Raw genomic sequence first — 19,887 nt, 5'->3', positions numbered from 1 at the left:
CACATCCCTGTGAGAAAAATTTCGGAGAAAGTGGAGGCTACTTCCCTGGAAATTGGACCGCGGAATTCATTCCGCCCCGGAGAATCCAGTTCTTTGCGAAGCCAAGCGGAATGAATTCCGCGGTCCCAGTGCGCCAACCATCGGAGCCATTCCGCTACGGCTCAATCCGCCCGGTCTTCATCAGCGCCTGGATCTCCTTCTGGGAGAGGGCGGCGGGGCAGAGGGTGACCTCATCAATGCCGCCGCGGAAGGTATGCTTCGGCATGCGCGCACCGGCGGAGCGCACGGCGGAATTTTTCCCGAATGCCACGCGCTGCGCCAGCGGACCGGTGATGTCCGTATCGATCCTGCGGATGCTTTTCCGCGCCGCGGGTTCCAGTCGGCCATCCACGTAGAGGAGGATGTGCGTGGCCACGTTCGCCGGACGGCCTTCATAAAGCACGGCGGCCAGATGGTGCCATGCTCCGTCGCGCAAATCCGTGGTGCCCACCACTTCTCCTTCATGAGTGCCCACCCGCAGGGAGCCCACCGGGCCGTCCTTCTCATCCGGGTTGATGGAAACCTGCCAGGTGTCGCCCGGGGAACTGTGCGCGCCCCAACTGACGAGCGCGTAGCCCTCCGTCGCTTTCAGGTTCTGCGGGACCTTCACCCACAGGGAAACGGTCCGCGCGGACGATCCACCGAAGCCGGGGAACTCCGTCTGGATGTAGTCGTCCTGGCCGCTGAAGGAAATGGCGGAACCGTTCACCCCGTCCATCCACTCCGGCACGATGGACCCGCCGGGCAGTGAGGTGAGTGTGCCGGTCGCCTGCTCCGGGGACGCCACGCCGCGGACATCCGCACGGACTTCCAGGCCGGAGCCTTCGTCAAAGGCCCAGTGGAGGTAATCGACCGGTGAGGCGCCATGCTTCGGCGGCAGTGAGGTGAGGAAATTCCCGGGAGCAATCGCCAGGCTGGCGACGCCGCTTTTCCCCAGAAGCGCGGCCTTGTCCTGCTTCAGCGAGACGGTGCGGTGGCCCTGCGCCTTTGCCTCCACCTCACCCTTGAGAACATGAACCTCCATCTGGTCGCCTGCGGTTTTCACGGCGAACTCGGTGCCGATATCGACCACCTTTCCTCCCGGGCCGTCGATGGTGAAGCCGTGGGCGGACTCCGGCACGTTTGCTACGGCGCTGCCTTTCAGGAGCTTCGCCCGGTTCGTACCGAGAAACTGGAGCTGTGCCTCCCCCTCGATGACGACCTCCGCACCGTCTTTGAACCGGACGGAAACGAAGCCCTCCCTGAAGGAAAGGATCTCGCCCTTACGGAAGGATTTTTCCGTGGGGATGCCGTCCGCACCGGTGCTGCCGGTGATCTCCGCCACCGGTCCTTGCGAAAGCGGATGGAAAACCATGTCCGCCACCCAACCCGCCACCGCCACGGTGGCCACCGCCGCCCATACCTTCGGCCGCAGGAAAAAGGGCACCACCTTGCGGACAGGGAGCATTTCCCTCCTGACCTCTCCGGGGAAGTCCGCCAGACCGACGACGCGGTGCTCCAGCAGGCGGTCCAGCACCACCTGGTCCGCCGCGGCGTCCAGCAGGTCCGGGCGGGACTCCAGCGTGGCTTTCAGGGACGCGAGTTCCGCATCGGTGAGGGTGTCCCCATCGATCCAGCGAGCCAGCAGTTTCTCGGTTTCGAAGTCGGTCATGGCGTGGGGGCGGTCTGGTTGCGGATGCACTCCGCGAGCGCGGTGCGCAGGCGGTGGAGTTGCATGGTTACGGTCGAGTGGTTGCGCCGCGACTCCGCCGCGATGTCCTGCACCGCCGCATCGTCATGATAACGGCGATGGAGAAGCTGGCGGGCGGATGGGTCGAGTTTTTCCATGCAGTCGTCCAGGATGGAGAAAAGGTTGGCTTCCTGTAGTGGGGCGTAGCGTTCGGAGATTTTCGCGTCGATGAGGCCGGCGAGTTCGGTTTCCGCGCCGACGGCGATGGGGCGGTTCTTTTTCTGGAAGTTCCGTAGCAGGTTGAAGGCGATGCCACGCAGCCACGGCCCGAGCGGGAGCTTCGTATCGAAGTCCGCGAACTTCTGGAAAGCGGTGATGAACGTGTCCTGGGCAAGGTCTTCTGCGTCGTGAGGGTTCTTCAGGCGGATGACCAGACAGGCGCGGATGTTCTGCTCATAGCGCCTGACCAGCTCGCCGAATGCCTCCGCATCCCCCGCGCGGGCCGCGGTGACGACCGCGGATTCTTCGGTGGATTCGGAAACGTCCGACACGGGGAAATTGTCACGAGGCTCGTCCATTGACACATGGACGGCGGAAATTTTTCCGGCTCCGCGCCCGGCCTCCAGACTCCGGCATTTTCCATGGCGGGATCAAGGAAAGATCGCCTCCGTTCAAACCTCTCAAGGCAAGAGGGATGGATGACCACTGATTCCACTGATTCCCGGGAAAGGAGAACGGGACATTCTGAATCTGTGTAATCAGTACAATCAGTGGTCATCCCAATCGGAAAGAAATGGACGGCACCGCGCCAGCCCATGAAACTCCGCTCGTGTCCACCGCCTGCATTTCCATCTGCACCGCGATCATCGTCGCCGCCGGCTCCAGCCGCCGGATGGGCTTCGACAAGCTGTCCGCACCGCTCGCCGGAGTGCCGGTGCTGCGGCGGACGCTGGATGCCTTCCTCACGGCGGACGCCATCTCATCCATCATCATCGTCTGCCCGGAGGAACGCTGGGAGCTGCTGGGGGATGCCGCGCGCTTCACGAAGCCCGTCGTCCGCGTCGATGGCGGGAAGGACCGGCAGGACTCCGTCGCCCAGGGCCTCGCCGCCCTGCCGGATGGCACGGAACTCGTCGCCGTCCATGATGGCGCGCGCCCGCTGGTCCATCCGGATGACATCGCCCGCTGCGTGGCGGAAGCGGCCGCCCACCGGGCCGCCACCCTCGCCCGCCGGGTGACGGAAACCCTGAAACGGTCCGATGACGAAGCCTTCTGCACCGGCGCGGTTTCGCGGGAGAACCTCTGGTTCATGGAAACGCCGCAGGTTTTCTCAGCCGACCTTCTGAGACAGGCCTATGCGAAGGTTTCCGTGGAGAATCTGACCATCACGGACGAAGTCTCCGCCGCGGAAGCACTGGGAGTGAAAGTGAAATTCGTGGAGTCCGGGCACCCGAACCTGAAGGTCACAACGCCTGCGGATCTCGGATTGGCGGAGGCGTTGATCCAATAGCGTGCTGCGGGGAATTGGACTGTGGCTGCGGCGTCCCGCCGCAGGCCGTGATTGTGGCGTCCCGCCGCAATTCTTCCGCGGAGAACATGAGCCATCTCTTTGGACATTCGGTTGAACGTCATAACTTTCCGCTTGTGGAAGCATATCAGTCATTGGTCACCTCGAAAACGACGGCGGGACGCCGTCGCCACGGCCTGTGGCGGGACGCCACAGCCACATCCTGGCGCACGCCTGGCAGCAGCATACCCCTTGGTACCATCATGCTCCCCCCGCCCACTTTCCATTGACTCCCCCGGCCCCCGTGGTTTCCTTCGGCGGCCCTCCCCCGGACGAACCGGGGGAGGCCGCGAACCTTCACGATGAGCAAAGCGATTTACGAGTGGCGGCGGATCCCCGGCGGACCGCGACTGGCGGTGGCGACCATCGCGGATTCCGAGTGCGCCGCGCTTTCCATCTACATTCCGGCGGGCAGCCGGGATGAGGCGGAGCTGCCAGCTGGGCTGGCCCACTTCGTGGAGCACATGGTTTTCAAGGGTACCGCGCGACGCACCGCGAAGCAGATCAGCTACGAGATCGAGGATGCGGGCGGGCAGATCAATGCCTGCACCTCCGAGGACCAGACGGTCTATGAGGGCCGCGGCGAGGCGGACCTGATGCCGGTGCTGGTGGATGTGCTGTCGGATATGGTCTGGCACGCGACCTTTCCCGAAGCGGAGATCGACCTGGAGCGCGAAGTCATCGGCGAGGAAATCACGATGTATCGTGAATCCCCCTCCGATCACATAGGCGACCTCATCTCCGCCGCGCTATGGGGGGAGCATCCGCTGGGCAACGCGATCTCCGGCTCCGAGGAATCCATCCACGCCATCGACCGGGAAACGCTGGTCAAGTTCCGCGACCTTCATCATTTCCGGGATGACATCGTTATCGCCGCCGCCGGTCCGTTCACCGCGGATCAGGTGATGGAGATGCTCGCACCCCACCTGCCCACGGAGTTCCACCCCGGCACGCCGCCCGTGCCTTTCGACGCGGCGGAGGCTCCGCTGCGGAAGATCACCGACCTGCGGGAGTCCGACCAGCTCCAGCTTTCGCTGGCCTGGCACACGCCGGGCAGACGCTCGGAGAGCCGCCACGCGCTGCGCCTGCTGAGCATGATGCTGGGTGAAATCTCCAGCTCCCGCCTGTTCCTGGAGCTGCGGGAGGACCGCGGGCTCTGCTACCAGATCGGCAGCGATGTGACGTTTTTCGACGAAACCGGATCATTCGAGGTGAATGCCGGGCTTGATCCGGAGTCGCGGGAGGAAGCGCTGGAGTGCATCCACCGGGAGATCGCGGATCTGGTGGAGAACGGTCCACGCCCCGGCGAACTGGACCGCGCGAAGCGGCTGATGATCGCCCAGAGCAAGCTGGCCTTCGAGTCCACCGGCTCCCACGCGGCATGGGCCGGGGAAGGGTTGCTGGATTTCGATGAGATTCCCTCCCCCGCCGCCTGGCGCGGGAAGATCCTGTCCGTGACGGATGAAGATGTGCGGAGCATTGCCCGCGAGGTTTTCAAGGACCAGCAGCCGGCGATGGCGGAGATCGGGGTGGGTTAGTAAGGAGGGAGGACACTCCTGTCCTCCGGCGGCATTGGGAAACCAGTTCCTCAAAGCGTTGTGAAGCCTGGGAAAAAGGCGGATCGGCGGGTTTGACTCGATTTCCTGCTACTATAACCTGCGTCTGATCTTTAAAGGTGATATTCTCTGTGTTTCTGTTGCAGCCGGTGGACAGGAGTGTCCACCCTCCTTACTCTCATGCCACGTGCTTTCCAACCCTTCACGCCGGAACACTTCTACGCGGTGCTCGTTGGTGCGGTGGTCATCGCCATCCTGATCCTGCTCGGGAAGATGGGCGGGCGGCGGCGGTTGTTCGCCACCTGGGTGCTGGCATTCACCAATCTGGCGGCCTACCCGCTGGGGCAGGCGGCGTGGCTGTCACTGAGCGCGGACAAGAGTCTGGACAACCTGATCCCCTTCCACCTCTGCGACATCGCGGCGGTCACCGGGGGCTTCGCGCTGCTGACGAGGAACCATCTGCTGGCGACCCTGACGTATTTCTGGGGACTGGCCGCCACCATGCAGGGTCTTCTGACACCGGCCATCACCGTGGGCTTTCCGCATTGGCCGTTCATCATGTTTTTCGTCCACCACTTCGTCATCGTGGGCACGGCCTTCTACCTGCCCATCGTGGAAGGCTGGAGGCCGAAAACGCCACTGTGGCGCAGCCCGGTGGAGGTTTTCCTATGGTCGCTGGGCTACCTCGCCTTCGCGATGACGGTGAACAAAATCCTGGGGACGAACTTCGGCTTCGCCGCAGGGCCGCCGCCGAATCCGAGTCTGATCGACCACCTCGGGCCGCACCCGTGGTATTTGCTGGCAATGGCGGGCCTCGCGCTGGTGCTTTATCTCCTGCTGGCGCTGCCATTCGCGGGCACGGTGCGGCGGGGAAAATGATTTGGTCGGTCTGCCATCCCGGTTTATAGGTGGGGCAGATGAGCGACGCCGCCGCAGATCCCGCCCAGAAATCGAAACGCCCGCGCGTGAACGTCCGCCGCCCGGATGTGATGGAGCGCGTGGCCGCGGAGGTGGCGGTGCATTTCCACTCCTCCATCGTGGAGAAGCTGAAGGACCGCGGAGGAAAGATCACCATCGGCAACACGACGGTGCTGCTCGCCCAGCAATTCGGCTTCTGCTACGGGGTGGAGCGGGCGATCGACCTGGCCTATGCCTCACGGCGCGTTTTCCCGGAGAACCGCATCTTCCTCATCGGGGAGATCATCCACAATCCGGAGGTGAACCGGCAGCTCCGGGAAATGGACATCGTCTCCCTGCCATGGCAGGATCTCACGGAAGACTACGACGACCTCACGGAGGATGACGTGGTCATCGTCCCCGCCTTCGGCGCGCCCACCCACTTCATGAAAAAGGTGGAGGAATGTGGCTGCTACGTGGTGGATACCACCTGCGGCGATGTGATGAAGGTCTGGCGGCGCGTCCGCGGCTACGCGAAGGACGGCGTGACCTCCATCATCCATGGAAAGTCGAACCATGAGGAAACCCGCGCCACCGCGTCCCGCGCGCTGGGCGAGGACGGCACGGGCCACTACCTGGTGGTGCTGACGCTGGCGGACACCGACTACGTCGGCGACTACATCAAGGGCCACGGCAACCGGGAGGAGTTCATGGCGCGTTTCAGGAACTCCGTCTCCGATGGGTTCGATCCGGACCTCCACCTCCGGCGCATCGGCGTGGCGAACCAGACGACGATGCTGAAAAGCGAGACGCAGGAGATCCAGACGCGCCTGCTGGCCGCCGTGATCGAGCGCGACCACAATGGCGCGAACTTCCAGGTATTCGACACCATCTGCGGAGCCACCCAGGAGCGGCAGGACGCCCTGTTCGAGATGCTGCGGGTGAAGATGGACATGCTCCTGGTCGTGGGCGGCTACAACAGCTCGAACACCCAACACCTCGTCGAGATCGGCGAAAAGGAACTGCCGACCTTCTTCATCCGGGATGCCTCCTGCATCAAGTCGCTGGAAGAGATCGTCCACTTCGACCTCCACAAGCACGAGGAGACGACCAGCTACTCACGGATTCTCGCGGGGGACACGCCCGCCATCATCGGCATCACCGCCGGAGCCTCCTGCCCGAACAACCTGATCGAGGAGACGATCTTCAAGGTGTTCGAGTTGCGGGGGATCGGCCGTGAGGCGGTGAGCGTGGCGTAAGAAGAAATCAGGGAAGGGACGCCATTCCATGGCGTCCGGCTGGGAAGATCCGCCATATCCTTCCGATTCCGCAACCACCGGACGCTTTCAGGGGACTGTCACATTTGGAGCGGGGTTGATCCACCCCGCTTGACGCCATGGAATGGCGTCCCTGTCTTTACAGATATGGCAGGAACGCCTTGTGCATCTCCGGCGGGATGTCGAGGAGGCTGTAGTCCTTCGATGAGACGAACAGCAGGCTCTGCTGGCCCTTGCCGAGAAGCTGGTTTTCGGAGCCGAAGATCTGGTGTTCCAGCGTGCAGAACTTCCGGTTGAAGTCCGCCACGCGGATTTTCACGGTGATGGTGTCGAACTCCCGCGCCTCACGGACGAACTTATGCTCGAACGAGCGGGTCAGGATGTAGAACTTGGTGGTCTTCAGATCGAAGTCCGGCATCGCCTTCGCGAAGAAAAGCTCGCGGGTCTTGCCCACATACATGCCATACATGCCGAAATAGACGTTCCCCACGGAGTTGGTGTCCGCGTAGGTGGCGATCATGGAATAGACGAACCAGTTGCCCTCGAAGTGGCCGCCCAGCGCGTGGGCATCCGCGGGCTGGACCACGGCGGATGCGGCCACCGGAGCGGCCGGGGCGACGGTTTTCGCGATGGCCTTGATCGCCGCGACATCGGAGGTGGAGGCTTTTTCCATCACCTCACCCGCCTTTTCCGTGACGACGCGCAGCAGGTCGGTGTTCACAACCAGCCAGATGACGTAGGCCAGCGGCAGGACGGAGCCGAGGATGAGCAGGGAGGTCTCCGCCTTGAAGTAACCGAAGGCAAAGATGACCATGGACATGCTGGCCATGGAGAACATGCGGATTTGCGGCAGCGGTTGCTGCGAGTTCGGCACGAAGCAACGGGCGATGGCCAGCGAGGCGTAGCCGACGAAGAACGAGGCGTAGAACACCATGAAGTATTCCAGCTTCACCAGGTCCGCCTTGCCATAGAGCCAGTTCGCCAGGATGCCGGCGAGGGTGATGAAGGCGACGAGCAGGAAGCTGGGGATGGGGGAAGCGATGAACTGCTTCGGCACCATGGAAAGGAGCACGTTCTGGCTTCTTTCGACATTCCTGCCGAGGAACCACTTCAGGGCCACGTAGCCACTATCCAGGGTGGTGACCGCACAGATGATCAGGAAGGAGAAATAGGCCACCGGGATCACACTGCCGTCGGTGAAACGGGAACTCATGTACCGGGTGACCAGGTCATGGGCGTAGTTGAAGCCATCCACGGCCTTCATCATGGCCACCGCCTCCGCGCCCTTGCCCATCACCCACATGGCCATGAAGCCGTGGAAAAGGAGGAGCAGGAAAAAGATCAGGCCGCCGATGATGTAGCTGCCGCTGACGGAGGTCTTCTCACGGTGGATCTGGATGGCACGCTGCCAATGCTGGAGGTCCAGCCACGGCCCGACCAACAGGCCGACCAGCAGCGGGATGGTGTAGCCAAGCAGGCTGGGACCGCCCCACTGCAGGGTGTAGGGGGATTTCCACTGGATGGAACCGGACGTGGCGGCCCCCGTCCCGAAAAGCAGGATGCCGATGCAGATGAGCAGGCCGAAACCCGCCATGGCGTGGCCGTACTTGATCTTCTGGATGCCGAACTCCTCCCCGAAAAGACAGCCCGCCGCCAGCACCACGAAGACCACCAGACAGAGGAACATGCCCACCAGCGGCCCGGGGGCCAGATTCAGCGGGACGAACAGGTAGCTCGCCAGCGCGAAGACCGTCAGGGACAGGGCGATGATCTGGTAGAGATAGAACGCCAGCCGGAACGGCCGGGAAAACTTGTCGAAGAAGTCCGCCAGCGACTCCTGGCCACCGCCGTGCCGCTTCGCCACGATCTGGGTAAGCACGCCGAACAGGGCCAGACCCACCGCATTCGGGATGGCGAAGGTCAGCAGACCCTGGAGGCCGAACATGAAGGTCATCTGGACGCTGAAAAACAGCCCCAGCCCCCACATCCATGACAGAGCCACGGAATTCCCCCAAAGGATCGCATTCAGCCAACGGAAATTCATCTCCGGACAAGGGAACCCCTAATGCCCGCAACGGCAAGCCGAGATTGAACCGCCGCAACCCGCCATCCTCGAAAAGCAACCGATGGATGGCGCGGACCACCGCAAGGAGGTCAGTCCTCCAGCTTATCCCCCGAAAGTGTGACATCACCCCCATGGACTGCGCACGATGAACCATCATACTCCGCTTTTCCGACGTTCAACCCATGTCCCGTCGTCAATGTTGAAACCGCCCACCAGCCCACGCGGAGCACTCTGCCTGATCTTCTCCTCCCTGATGGCCGCCCTGCCGCTGTCAGGGGAGCTGGCAATGACCAGTGATTTCGAGAACGGCAACGGCCTGCCCGGACAGATCGACACCCTGCGCGGGCAGATCGTTTTCTCGCCCCACCGTATCCGTGAAAGCAGGAACATCTGGTGGCATGTCCATCTGACCGGGGTGGAGAAAGGCAGGGAGATCGAGATCGTGGTGGAAAACCAGGACGCCGTCGGAGGCTCATCCCACCCGGTTTATTCCTATGACAGAAAAACCTGGCACCGCTTCGGCCAGGTGAGCTCCCCGTTCAGGCAGGTTTTCCAGAATGAGTCGGTCTGGATCGCCCGGAACATCCCCTACACCTACAGCGACAGCCTGGCCCTTGCGGAGAACATGAAAGGGCGGGAGCACGTCACCGTGGGCGAACTCTGCACCAGCGAGGCAGGCAGGCCGGTGAAGATGCTGCGCATCACGGACGCGGGTACTCCGGACGAGGGGAAGAAGACGGTCTGGGTGCAGGCACGCCAGCATGCTTTCGAGAGCCACTCCAGTCATGTTGCGGATGCCTTCGCATGGTGGATGCTGGGTGACGGCGCCGCGGAACTGCGCCGACAATGCATCGTTCACATCGTCCCCATCATGGACGTGGATTCGGTCTTTGAAGGGGCTGCGGGCAAGGACCAGAAGCCGGTCGATTTCAACCGCACATGGACCGGAACCCCTCACTGGAATGCGGTCCGTTCGACGATCTCATTCCTGGATGAGACAACCAGGACCCGCGGCCGGGGGCTTCTGGCCTTCATCGACATCCATAGCCCTTTCTTCGGGGACGTGAACCACTGGTATGAACCGGAACCGGAACCGATGAAGGCCAACGCGAGGAAATTCGCAGCGCTCTACGGTCAGGTGACCGCTGGCATGAAGGCTGCCAACCACTGGGCGGCGGACGCCATCATTCCCGTACCGACAAAGCCCACGCTCGCCCGGAACTATGCCATCGGGAACTGGACCGCTCACGAGCCGCACGCCCTCACCCTGATCATGGAGGTGGGCAACTGGAAAGACGGACGCCGCTCCGGAGAGGGGGATTTCATCACCCACCAAGGGCTTCAGGACTACGGGAAAGCACTCGGAAAGTCGCTGTCCGCCTGGTTGGAAGCCGGCCGCTGAGGATCATTTCCTCCCTGGCTCCCGGCGGTTCCCGGCGTCCGCCCGGGCGGACCCGCCCCTCCTTCATGATGGCCGATTGAATACCCTGTGGATGAATGACATATCCACATTGCTATATCCCATATCCACATTCCATTGCGCCCATCCAGCATCACGGCATAAACCGCTATAACCCAAAAACCTATCCGCCGTGGTCGCTCCGAAACCCAGCCCCCTTGTCTCCACCTTCCGCCGGATCATCTTCGCGGCGCTCCTCTCCACCGGTTGCCAGGTGCATGCCGCGCTTTTGATCCATGAAGGTTTCAACGGCTACACCGCAGGTTCGGGCTTCGCCGCCGGCACGACACCCAACGCCAACACCACCGGCCTCGACACCTCGACGAACTTCGGCGGATCAGGACACGCGAACCTCACTTATTCGGAAAGCGGCCTCACCTTCGGCAACCTGGCCACCTCCGGTGGATCGATGCGGTTCGGCACGACCACCAGCGTCCTTTCCGCGCGGTCCTCACTCACCTCTTCATTCACCGGAACGCTCTACAGCAGTTTCCTGATCAACTTCTCCGCCAAGGGGACAAGCGCCTCCCATGGCTTCGTGACCAGGATCAGCGACAACATCAACGACGACACCGGATCGAGGCTCAACTCCTTCGCGGATTCACGGAGCGGCAGTTCCCTCAATGCCGGCATCGCCTATGGCAGCGCCTACGGCAGCCCGACCCTGAACGCCTCGACCGGCCTCATCACCGACACCACCTACATCGTGATTTCCTCGTTCACGAACATCGGGGGCAACCTCGCCACCTCCAATGGCACCGGCACCCTCTATGCCCTCACCCTCTCCCAGTTCGCGGCCATGACGGCGTCATCCAACTGGGAGGGCTACCTGAATGACACCCCGGTGGGCACGGAAGCGGACCAGATCTCCGTCCGGGTTTCCCGCAATGCCACCACCGGCACCCCTACCCTGGGGGCGGATGCAGATGATTTTTTCCAGGTGGTCACCTCCGGCAACAGCGGTGCCTTCGACGAACTGCGCTACGGTTCCACCCTGGAAGCGGTGGTCCCCCTCATTCCGGAACCGTCCTCAGCACTGCTCGCCTCCCTGGGTGCCTTCGGTTTCCTGCATCGCCGGCGGCGGTGAACTTTCCACATCCCGCAGGCCTTCCGCCTTCATTCCCCATTTGTCATCCCCTGTCCGGGTTGTGCATGATCATGCACCTCCCGCGATGATTACCGGAAACCCCTACCAACCTCCTGCCAGTGACCCGTCACTGCCTGAGGAGGAGGTGCCCGCTCAGGAACTGGCTCCGCTGGGGGACCGCTTGGGGGCGGCCATCATCGACGCCATCATCATCAGCGCCTTGCTGTTCGCGGTGGGAATGGTTGCGGGGAATTACCTGCTTGGCATCCCCGGGGATTGGTTCTGGCAAATGGCGGAGTCCGACTTCTGGAGCGGGTTCATCGAAACCATGGTGGCGTTCTTCATCTTCGCCGGAGTCCAAGGTTATCTTCTGGCGAAAAACGGGCAGACCATTGGCAAAAAGCTACTGGGCATCAAAATCGTCACCATGGAGGGAAAGAAGCCCCGGATGGAAGCGCTCCTTCTGCTCCGCACGCTCGTCCCGCTGCTGCTGGAAACCATACCCACCGCCGGGCCGTATATCTATCTGGCGGGCATCATCATCATCTTCGCCCGCCCGAGGCGGTGTTTCCATGACTACATCGCCGGGACGAAAGTGGTGCAGGTGGCGGTGCTGCCGAGGGGGGACACTCCTGTCCTCCGGCGGCATTGGAAAGATCGGAGAATCACCGCAAAGCCGCAAAGTAGAGATGGAAAATGAAAGCGGGCAGGCTCGTAGAGAAAACCCTTCAACTATCCGTTTTCCTTCCCTGAAAACTTCTCCTCCTTTGTTTGCCAATGCCGTCGGAAGACAAGAGTGTCTTCCCTCCTTACTCTCCCACGATGCGGACGTTGCGGAACGACCCGAGGTCATCGAATGAACCGAGGCCGATGGCCCCTTTGCCGAGCGTCTTGTCGGTGGCGGCCAAGACCTCCCGGCCATCGAACCAGACCTTGATGGTGCCGTCCGCGGCGTTTCTCACCACCTTCACCTGATGCCAGGCTTCCGGCTTCCATGGGAGGGTCTCCGCACCTTGCGTGGTGATCGCCTTGCGGTCCGCGTCATTGACCAGGTGGAGCTGGAGATGCACCGCATCCGCCTTTTCCCCGAGGTGGGCGTAGTAGAACTTCGTGTCGCTCTGTTTGGAAAAAGCGATGCAGACGTCGTTGTTGCCCTTGTTGAAAAGGTCCAGCCTCACTTCCGCGGTGAGGGTGAACGAATCCCACTGTCCACCGCTGAACCATGCGAGATTGAAGGGGCTGCGGACCTTCGGCTTGAACTCCGACTGCTTCTTCAGGGAAAGCACCGCATCATCCCCCGCGCCCGTCCATTCCCAGGCGGCCGGGTCGCCGTAGCTCCACTTTTCCTTTTCAGCGAGAGGCTTGGTCTGCGCCGTCGCGGTGGCCGCACAACCAAGGGTGATCAGCATGAGGTTGAAGAATCCGGTCATTCATGGGAGAATCCAACACTTCCCTGGACGATCAAGCCCGCATGCTCCGGTTCCTGTTCATTTTCCTCTCCCTGCTCCACCCCGCCACCGCAGCGCCGCTGCTGTTGGCGCAAGGGACGAAAGCCGCCCGGGTGGAGGATGCTCCTGCCGCCACCGCCCTGAGCGGCTATCCCTTGCCAGCACCCGGCCTGCCGCCGGAAGGAAGGGAGGAGGAGGCCTTCGCCGAAACCGCGCCACTCGCCACCCTGAGGATCGACTGGCTGAACCAAACGCCCGCTCCCGAGGGATTCGAGGTGGCGGTGACGAAGAAACGGCGGATCATCACCTCCACCCACCGCCTGGGGAAGACCGGCATCACCCGCACCATTCTGGCCACTCCGGAGGCATTTTTTGTCCATATCGTGGCGGACCAGCCGGGAGCCATCGCCTTCAGGACCACCCTGACCTCCACCCGCGACGGAAAAACCACCCCTTCCGGGCGCAACGAACTGCTGTGGGCTTCCGCCGACCATGCTCCCGCGAAAGCTTATGTCCGTGTGATTCCGTTCGAGTCGGACGTGGAAGCTGACGGGGACGCCATCGTCCTGCGGGGTGAAGGGGAGTGTCTGGTCATTTTCAGCCTCACGATGCTGGATTCCCCGGAAAAGCCGCTCTCCGGCACCTGGCAGCGGCTGGCCGCCATCCTGGATCCCGGGGAGGAGCACCCGGACCCCTCCAAAATCTGGCAGGTAATTCTCTCCCAGGCCGCCGGTCCCTGAGAAAAATCCCGGAAAATTCTCATTCCAGCCTCGCAATTCTTCCATTGCCCGGCAGCTTTTCCCCCTCTTTACTCGCCCCGTTCACGGGGAAGCCCCGCAATTTCATGATCGAGCAAATCCGCAAATACTCTGGCCTGACGATCGTCGTCCTGGTGGTCGTCTTCATCAGTTTCTTCTTCATGGACACCCAATCCATGCAGGGATCGATCGGTTCACCCACCGTGATGCGGATCGACGGCCGCAACTACAGTGAAAAGGACTACCGCCGCCTGGGTTCCGGAAGCTATGAAACCATCATCGGCATCGCACGGGCCGGCGACTTCGGGCTTTACCAGGCGTTCATGCCACTTTTCGGACGCGGCGGCGGGGATGACATCCCGAAGCAACTCTTCATCAACCGCGTGCTCCTGCAACAGGCGAAGGACAAGTTCGGCCTCCACCCGGACGATGAGGAAGTCTCCAGCTACATCCGGAAAATGCGCGCGTTCAGCGGCCAGGACGGCAGCTTCGATCCGGAGATCTACGGAAAATTCGTCGAGGGCGGGATGAACCGCCTGGGCCTCGCGGAGCATGACCTGCGGGACATCGTTTCCGACGCCATCGTCGCGCAGAAGCTCCAGTCGATCCTCAGCGCCGGCCTCAGCACCGACCGCGACGCGATCGCCCGTGAATCCGCCCTGGATTCCCAGCAGATCACCGTCGAACTCGGCCGTCTGGACCTCGATACCTATCAGGACAAGATCGACCCGAAGGAAGAGGAGATCAAAGCCTACTGGGAAGGCATCCAGGACTCCTTCAAGACGGAGCCGCTCAAGAAATTCACCTACGTGATCGTGACCCCGGAAGCCACCGCCGAGACAGCTCCCGAGGCACCCGCCGCCCCACTGCCCGCCGACGCGACGGAAGAAGCGAAAGCCGCCGCCAAGAAAGCGGAGGATGACAAGAAAGCCGCCGCCGCCGCGAAGACCGCCGAGGCACGCCGCGTGAACCAGAACAAGGTGGATGGCCTGGTCGATGACTTCAGCTTCTCCCTGATGGAGCAACACGGCGCCGGCTTCGAGGACCTCGCCAAAAAGAACGGCTGGGAAGTCAAGACGACCGAACTCTTCCCACTCAGCACCCCCCCGGCGGATCTGAACATCGACCTCCGTTCCTCCAGCCAGGGAGGCAAGGCGGTGGATCTCCTTTTCCGCATGACGGCCGGCAAGGATGCCGTCTCCCGCGTTTCCGAACCCATCGCGATCGGGGAGGGCCAGTGGCTGGTCGCCCGCATCGACGGCGAGGAAGCCTCCCGGGTGAAGACCTACGCGGAAGCCCGTGCGGATGCCCGTGCCCAGTATATCCTGGAAAAAGGCGTCGAAGCGCTGAAAGCCGCCGCAGCGGACGCCTCCACCAAGATCAAGGAAGGCCTGGCCGCGAAGAAATCCTTCGCGGACGCCGCAAAGGATGCGGGCATCAACGAAGTGAAGACGGTCGCAAACGTGACCCGCTCCTACCGTGCGGATGCACTCAGCGAGCCCCAGAGCCTCTTTGAGGAAGCCCGCGCGACCGATCCCGGCGCCCTCACCAACACCATCGTCGAATCCGACCGCGCGTTCATCGTGCATGTGGTGAAGCGTGAAGTCGTCAAGGAAGAGAACGCCGCCGCCCGCCTGGATGCCGAGGTGTCCAACAGCGCCGCCGGCAACGCCTTCGCCGCCTTCCACTCCTGGCTCGCCGCGGAAACCGAAGCCGCCAAGGTGGAGGACCTCTACGCCAAGCAGTAACCCGCCTTCCGGCGGCCACCGCCGGACAGAGCCGATGCAAGGGAACTCCGAATCCGAAGAACTCTTCGACGAAGCCAACGGTCATCTCGCCCTGGGTGAACTCGAGGAGGCCATCGTGCTTTACCGCCGCTGTGTCGCGCTCGATCCCGGCTTCTTCGACGGCTGGCACGCGCTGGCCATGGCGCTGCTGAAGACCGGCCAGACCAAGGAGGCGATCGGCTGCGGCCTGCAGGCCGTGACCCTGAAGCCGAACGACCTGCTCGCCTGGACCGGCCTTTCCCAGATGTATGTCCGGGACGGCAACATCCCGGAAGCGGAAGCGGCCAAGGGCAATGCCCGCATCCTCTCCCTGGGCGGCAAAGTCGTCCGCGACGCCTGATTTCCACCCACCCGATCATTCCCGACCATGTTCTACCTCACCACCGCCATCGACTACACCAACGGCTCGCCCCATTTCGGCCACGCCTATGAGAAAGTGCTGGCGGATGTCATCGCCCGCTACCGCCGCCTGAGCGGGGATGAGGTGTATTTCCTCACCGGCGTGGACCAGCATGGGCAGAAGGTGCAGCAGACCGCGGAAAAAGAAGGCGTCCACCCCGCCACCTACGTCAAACGCACGACCAAGAAGTTCTCCAACCTGTGGGAGAAACTGGGCGTCCAGTATGATGGCTGGGCGGAAACCATCGACGACCGCCACAAGGCCTGCGTCGGTGCCATCCTCACCCGGCTCAAGGACAACGGCCAGCTCTACAAGAACTCCAAGAAAGACCTCTACTCCGTCCGCCAGGAGCAGTTCCTCACCGACCGCGACCGCAACGAGCAGGGCGGGTTCGGCCCGGAATGGGGTGAGGTCATCGAAATCGAGGAAGAGAACTGGTATTTCCGCCTGAGTGACCACGCGGAGTGGTTGAAGTCGTTCATCGGCGGAACGGCGGACTTCGTCCTGCCCGGCTTCCGCCGCAATGAGGTGCTCAACGCCCTGGAGCGTTCTCCCGGCCTCGACCTCTGCGTTTCCCGCCCGAAGGCGCGCCTCCGCTGGGGCATCGAGTTCCCCTTCGACCCGGAATACGTGACCTACGTCTGGTTCGACGCGCTCATCAACTACATCTCCTTCGCCGGATACTGCTCGGAGGACGGCACCCTGCCGGACTTCAACAAGCTCTGGATGGAGAATGACCGCCGCGCCCTCCACATCATCGGCAAGGACATCCTCGTCCCCGCCCACGGCATCTATTGGCCCATCATGCTCCACGCCATGGGCTTCCCGGACGACAAGATCCCGCAACTGCTCGTCCACGGCTTCTGGAACGGCCTGCGCGGCGAGAAAATGTCCAAGTCGCTCGGCAACATCGTCGATCCGTCCGAACTCGTGGACAAGTTCGGCGTGGATGCCGTCCGTTACTATCTGGTCCGCGACATCACCACCGGCAAGGACTCGGAGTTCGATCCGGAGCGCCTGCTGATGCTCTTCAACACGGAGCTGGCGAACGCGCTGGGCAACCTCTGCAACCGCGCGCTGAACATGAGCCAGAACTTCACCGGCGGCATCATCACCACCACCGGGGAATTGACCGCGGATGATCTGGCGCTGCGCGATTCCCTCGCCACCTCACTGGCGGATTACCGTGCCGCCATGGACGACTACGACATTTCCCGTGGCCTGGAGGCCATCAACCGCCATGTCGTCCACTGCAACGGCTATGCGGAACGGATGAAGCCATGGGAGATGAACAAGGAATGGAAGACGAGCAACGACCCCGCGCTGAAGGCGAGGATCGCCACCGTGCTTTACCATCTGGCGGAAAGCGTGGCCCATGCCGCCGTCCTGTTGGCTCCGGTGCTGCCGGATGCCTCCGCCAAGCTCGCAGCCCAGCTTTCCCTGCCCGGTCTGGAGTCCATCAAGCTTCCGGACCTGTCATGGGGCCTCATCCCGGATGGACACGCCATCGGCAAACCCAAGCCGGTTTTCCCACGCATCGCCATCGCGGAGCAGGAATGACCAACCGGACCTCCGGGTATCGATTGGTCGCGCATGATTAAGATGCGGTCCAGTTCTGATACCCGTTCCAATCCTTGAAGGCATTGGATTTCGCTCTACGAAGCGCCGGGGCCGCTGGGGAACCCGGGAATCCAGGAGTTCAGGCTCACCGACTTCCCCCCCCCGGCACCACCACGGGCTGAGGGCGCAGGTGACTGATAGCCCCACAATCGGGAAACCAAGCATTATTCATATCTAAATTATCAATCTGTTTAAATTTTGACGATATCCTGAAGATTGAATAGGATGAACTCCGCATTGTTCAGGATAAATCCCGCCCATTTCCTGATACCCCCATAAACAGATCCCTCAACGCTATTACCCAATTATTTCACATATGTGAAATAATCACCCCCTCAATGCTATTCCGCATCCCCCTTGCCAAAAAGCGGATGAATCAGTCGTTTTTGCCCTCCCATAAAACTGAGTCAAAAATTCAACGCGGAGAAGCCCTTCATGGATGACCACCCCCCGCCCACCGATAGAGCCGGTGGCCCGGTTCTTCCCGAACTGCGCCACCTGGCGGCTTTCCAGCAGGTCTACATCGCCAGGGACTACACTGCGGCAGCCCACGATCTGAACCTGGACCGGAAAGGAGTTCTCCGGATGATGGACCGCCTGGAACAAGCGCTCCGCAATCCGCTTTTCACGGAACCGCGCCGTGGGGTGCTGGTGCCGAGTCCGTTCGCGGACCGCCTCTTCAACGACCTGCGGTCGCTGAATGCCGCCCGGGAATCACTGGCCAAGGAGGTGGAGGGCATCCGCACCAACGGACGGCCCGTCCGGATCGGAGGGTCGCCCACGGTTTTCCGCTCCAGCATTTTCCGCAGCCTCTTCCGTGATTTCCAGATCTCCGGGAAGATCCGTGTTTCCTACGTTCCCGTTCCAGCGGATGAAGCGACCAAGGCCCTGACCGGGGGCACGTGTGATCTCCACATCGGCTGTGTGCCGATCACCAGCCCACGCTTCGTCTCCCATCTTCTGGGACACCTGCCGTTCCGGATGCTGGAGAGAAAAGGAGAGACGCCTGATGCCACATCAGGCCGTCCATGGATCGTCTCATCAGAAGAAATGCGGGCGGAACCGATGGCGGGCGAAATCACCGGATACCGGCCCCTGGATGAGGCACGGTTCCTGCATTGGCTGGACCACCCGGAAGAGTGTCCCGCCGGAACACTGATCTTCGCTCCCGAAATCCCCGTTTCGGGTTCCCACTGGACAACAACGGCGGCCCCACCCCCCTCCGCATCCACCAGCGTCCATCTGCGCCACCTCCGGCAGCATCCCTACGAATTCCTCCCCGCATTGGTCAACAGCATCAAAATCCCCCCTCCCCACCACGATCATGCCTGAAATCCGGGAGATCCAGGTATTCCTCGCCCTGACGCAGTCAGGGAGCTTCTCCGCGGCGGCAAAGGAGCTGGGAATCACCCAACCGGCGGTGAGCGCGCATATTTCAAAGCTGGAGCAAGTGATGGGTTTCCTGCTGTTCCACCGCTCTCCGGAAGGGGCCTCCATGACGGAGCAAGCCAGATCCATCCTGCCCCACCTCGAACGCCTCAACCAGGAATACATCGATCTTCTGAGGCGGGCCGACTACTGGAACCGCTTCCAATCCCATGAGGTGAAGATCTGGGCGGATGGAAGCTATCTTTCCCAGGAACTGAAGAGGGCGCGCAACCCGACGGCTGATCCGTCCGTGATGGAGATATGGATGGACCTGGAGGCAAAGGCGGACTGGGTGAACGCTCTGAAAAACTTCGAGACGGACATCGTGATCACCGGCTCATTCCTGAGGGCCGGTGACTGTCCGGAGATCCGGGTATCCACGGTGGCCGCCGAAGCGGGCCTGACAGTGGCGTGGAATCCGGACTACTACGCCTTCGACACGGATGGGTTCAGCTTCCCGGACACCTTCTCCGCGAGCGCCATCCTCCCCACGGAGTCCCTCGCCGCGGGCTTCCGCCACTTCCTTTCCAAATGGTGTGAGACGACCTACGGCATCCATATCATGGAGATGATGGAGTTCGGCTCCGAACATGAAGCGGTCGAAGCCTGCCGCCTGGGGCTCGGCGTGCTGATCTTTCCCGGAGAGGCAGCATCCAGGCTGCGGCTCGGGCCTCTGGGGCTGGCCACCCATCCAGCCTTCGGTTTCCTGCTTCCGAAGGCATTCAGGTTCGGCATCCGCTGGAGGGCCAATGAGAAGAACCCCGCCATCCTCGCCACCGTGCGGAGCCTGGTGGCGAAGTTTCCGCTGTCCGGAACCGGCGGGATCTGAA

The 19,887-nt window shown here is 62.2% G+C and carries 17 protein-coding genes; 13 read left to right on the top strand and 4 right to left on the bottom strand.

The features are described 5' to 3' along the window. Positions 1-154 precede the first annotated feature (154 nt). On the bottom strand, positions 155-1,690 hold the full coding sequence (locus KF712_20195; GenBank protein ID MBX3743318.1) for a FecR domain-containing protein: 1,536 nt from the start codon (positions 1,688-1,690) through the stop codon (positions 155-157). After that, complete coding sequence (locus tag KF712_20190) at positions 1,687-2,259, bottom strand: sigma-70 family RNA polymerase sigma factor (protein MBX3743317.1); 573 nt, start codon at positions 2,257-2,259, stop codon at positions 1,687-1,689. Before KF712_20190 ends, KF712_20195 begins: the two co-directional genes overlap by 4 nt. A 278-nt stretch (positions 2,260-2,537) precedes the next feature. Between KF712_20190 and ispD the strand changes: the two genes are divergently transcribed. The 4 genes from ispD (at position 2,538) to KF712_20170 (ending at position 6,987) form a co-directional block, all read left to right on the top strand. Further along, on the top strand, positions 2,538-3,218 hold the full coding sequence (ispD, locus tag KF712_20185; GenBank protein ID MBX3743316.1) for a 2-C-methyl-D-erythritol 4-phosphate cytidylyltransferase: 681 nt from the start codon (positions 2,538-2,540) through the stop codon (positions 3,216-3,218). 359 nt (positions 3,219-3,577) lie between these two features. Next, on the top strand, positions 3,578-4,813 hold the full coding sequence (locus KF712_20180) for an insulinase family protein (GenBank protein ID MBX3743315.1): 1,236 nt from the start codon (positions 3,578-3,580) through the stop codon (positions 4,811-4,813). A gap of 198 nt (positions 4,814-5,011) precedes the next feature. After that, positions 5,012-5,710 (top strand): TIGR02206 family membrane protein, encoded by a 699-nt coding sequence (locus KF712_20175; protein MBX3743314.1) that lies wholly within the window; start codon positions 5,012-5,014, stop codon positions 5,708-5,710. Positions 5,711-5,748: 38 nt separating this feature from the next. After that, positions 5,749-6,987 (top strand): 4-hydroxy-3-methylbut-2-enyl diphosphate reductase, encoded by a 1,239-nt coding sequence (locus KF712_20170; GenBank protein ID MBX3743313.1) that lies wholly within the window; start codon positions 5,749-5,751, stop codon positions 6,985-6,987. 157 nt (positions 6,988-7,144) lie between these two features. On the opposite strand, the gene KF712_20165 is transcribed toward KF712_20170, so the two are convergent. Beyond that, the gene (locus KF712_20165; GenBank protein MBX3743312.1) at positions 7,145-9,007 is read right to left on the bottom strand and encodes an acyl-CoA thioesterase; all 1,863 of its coding nucleotides are present in this window, start codon (positions 9,005-9,007) and stop codon (positions 7,145-7,147) included. Between the two features lie 259 nt (positions 9,008-9,266). On the opposite strand from KF712_20165, the gene KF712_20160 reads away from it, so the two are divergent. The 3 genes from KF712_20160 (at position 9,267) to KF712_20150 (ending at position 12,316) form a co-directional block, all read left to right on the top strand. Continuing rightward, on the top strand, positions 9,267-10,472 hold the full coding sequence (locus KF712_20160) for a hypothetical protein (GenBank protein MBX3743311.1): 1,206 nt from the start codon (positions 9,267-9,269) through the stop codon (positions 10,470-10,472). 190 nt (positions 10,473-10,662) lie between these two features. Next, complete coding sequence (locus tag KF712_20155) at positions 10,663-11,616, top strand: PEP-CTERM sorting domain-containing protein (protein MBX3743310.1); 954 nt, start codon at positions 10,663-10,665, stop codon at positions 11,614-11,616. An 85-nt stretch (positions 11,617-11,701) separates the two neighbouring features. Next, on the top strand, positions 11,702-12,316 hold the full coding sequence (locus KF712_20150) for an RDD family protein (protein MBX3743309.1): 615 nt from the start codon (positions 11,702-11,704) through the stop codon (positions 12,314-12,316). Between the two features lie 109 nt (positions 12,317-12,425). On the opposite strand, the gene KF712_20145 is transcribed toward KF712_20150, so the two are convergent. Next, positions 12,426-13,046, bottom strand: coding sequence for a hypothetical protein (locus tag KF712_20145; GenBank protein MBX3743308.1), 621 nt, complete (start codon positions 13,044-13,046; stop codon positions 12,426-12,428). A gap of 2 nt (positions 13,047-13,048) precedes the next feature. On the opposite strand from KF712_20145, the gene KF712_20140 reads away from it, so the two are divergent. From KF712_20140 to KF712_20115, 6 genes are all read left to right on the top strand, one after another. Continuing rightward, positions 13,049-13,804 (top strand): hypothetical protein, encoded by a 756-nt coding sequence (locus tag KF712_20140; GenBank protein MBX3743307.1) that lies wholly within the window; start codon positions 13,049-13,051, stop codon positions 13,802-13,804. A gap of 104 nt (positions 13,805-13,908) precedes the next feature. Then, positions 13,909-15,570 (top strand): SurA N-terminal domain-containing protein, encoded by a 1,662-nt coding sequence (locus tag KF712_20135; protein MBX3743306.1) that lies wholly within the window; start codon positions 13,909-13,911, stop codon positions 15,568-15,570. A 34-nt stretch (positions 15,571-15,604) separates the two neighbouring features. Beyond that, entirely contained in the window at positions 15,605-15,949 is a 345-nt protein-coding gene (locus tag KF712_20130) for a tetratricopeptide repeat protein (protein MBX3743305.1), read from the top strand. 27 nt (positions 15,950-15,976) lie between these two features. Next, positions 15,977-17,569: a class I tRNA ligase family protein gene (locus tag KF712_20125; GenBank protein ID MBX3743304.1), complete on the top strand. Its 1,593-nt coding sequence runs from the start codon at positions 15,977-15,979 to the stop codon at positions 17,567-17,569. A gap of 495 nt (positions 17,570-18,064) precedes the next feature. After that, positions 18,065-18,961: a LysR family transcriptional regulator gene (locus KF712_20120; protein MBX3743303.1), complete on the top strand. Its 897-nt coding sequence runs from the start codon at positions 18,065-18,067 to the stop codon at positions 18,959-18,961. After that, entirely contained in the window at positions 18,954-19,886 is a 933-nt protein-coding gene (locus KF712_20115; protein MBX3743302.1) for a LysR family transcriptional regulator, read from the top strand. The genes KF712_20120 and KF712_20115 overlap by 8 nt, the downstream gene beginning before the upstream one ends. Position 19,887: the final 1 nt, after the last annotated feature.

The sequence above is a fragment of the Akkermansiaceae bacterium genome (assembly GCA_019634595.1).
GTDB lineage: Bacteria > Verrucomicrobiota > Verrucomicrobiia > Verrucomicrobiales > Akkermansiaceae > Luteolibacter.
Note: the sequence above shows the minus strand (reverse complement) of the source record. Positions and strands in the feature narration are given on the sequence as shown.

Coding starts and splice junctions, on each gene's coding strand:
- KF712_20140 (MBX3743307.1), top strand. CDS start 13,049: ATGGGAGAATCCAACACTTCCCTGGACGATCAAGCCCGCATGCTCCGG.
- KF712_20135 (MBX3743306.1), top strand. CDS start 13,909: ATGATCGAGCAAATCCGCAAATACTCTGGCCTGACGATCGTCGTCCTG.
- KF712_20195 (MBX3743318.1), bottom strand. CDS start 1,690: ATGACCGACTTCGAAACCGAGAAACTGCTGGCTCGCTGGATCGATGGG.
- KF712_20150 (MBX3743309.1), top strand. CDS start 11,702: ATGATTACCGGAAACCCCTACCAACCTCCTGCCAGTGACCCGTCACTG.
- KF712_20120 (MBX3743303.1), top strand. CDS start 18,065: ATGGATGACCACCCCCCGCCCACCGATAGAGCCGGTGGCCCGGTTCTT.
- KF712_20180 (MBX3743315.1), top strand. CDS start 3,578: ATGAGCAAAGCGATTTACGAGTGGCGGCGGATCCCCGGCGGACCGCGA.
- KF712_20130 (MBX3743305.1), top strand. CDS start 15,605: ATGCAAGGGAACTCCGAATCCGAAGAACTCTTCGACGAAGCCAACGGT.
- KF712_20170 (MBX3743313.1), top strand. CDS start 5,749: ATGAGCGACGCCGCCGCAGATCCCGCCCAGAAATCGAAACGCCCGCGC.
- KF712_20160 (MBX3743311.1), top strand. CDS start 9,267: ATGTTGAAACCGCCCACCAGCCCACGCGGAGCACTCTGCCTGATCTTC.
- KF712_20175 (MBX3743314.1), top strand. CDS start 5,012: ATGCCACGTGCTTTCCAACCCTTCACGCCGGAACACTTCTACGCGGTG.
- KF712_20115 (MBX3743302.1), top strand. CDS start 18,954: ATGCCTGAAATCCGGGAGATCCAGGTATTCCTCGCCCTGACGCAGTCA.
- KF712_20125 (MBX3743304.1), top strand. CDS start 15,977: ATGTTCTACCTCACCACCGCCATCGACTACACCAACGGCTCGCCCCAT.
- KF712_20145 (MBX3743308.1), bottom strand. CDS start 13,046: ATGACCGGATTCTTCAACCTCATGCTGATCACCCTTGGTTGTGCGGCC.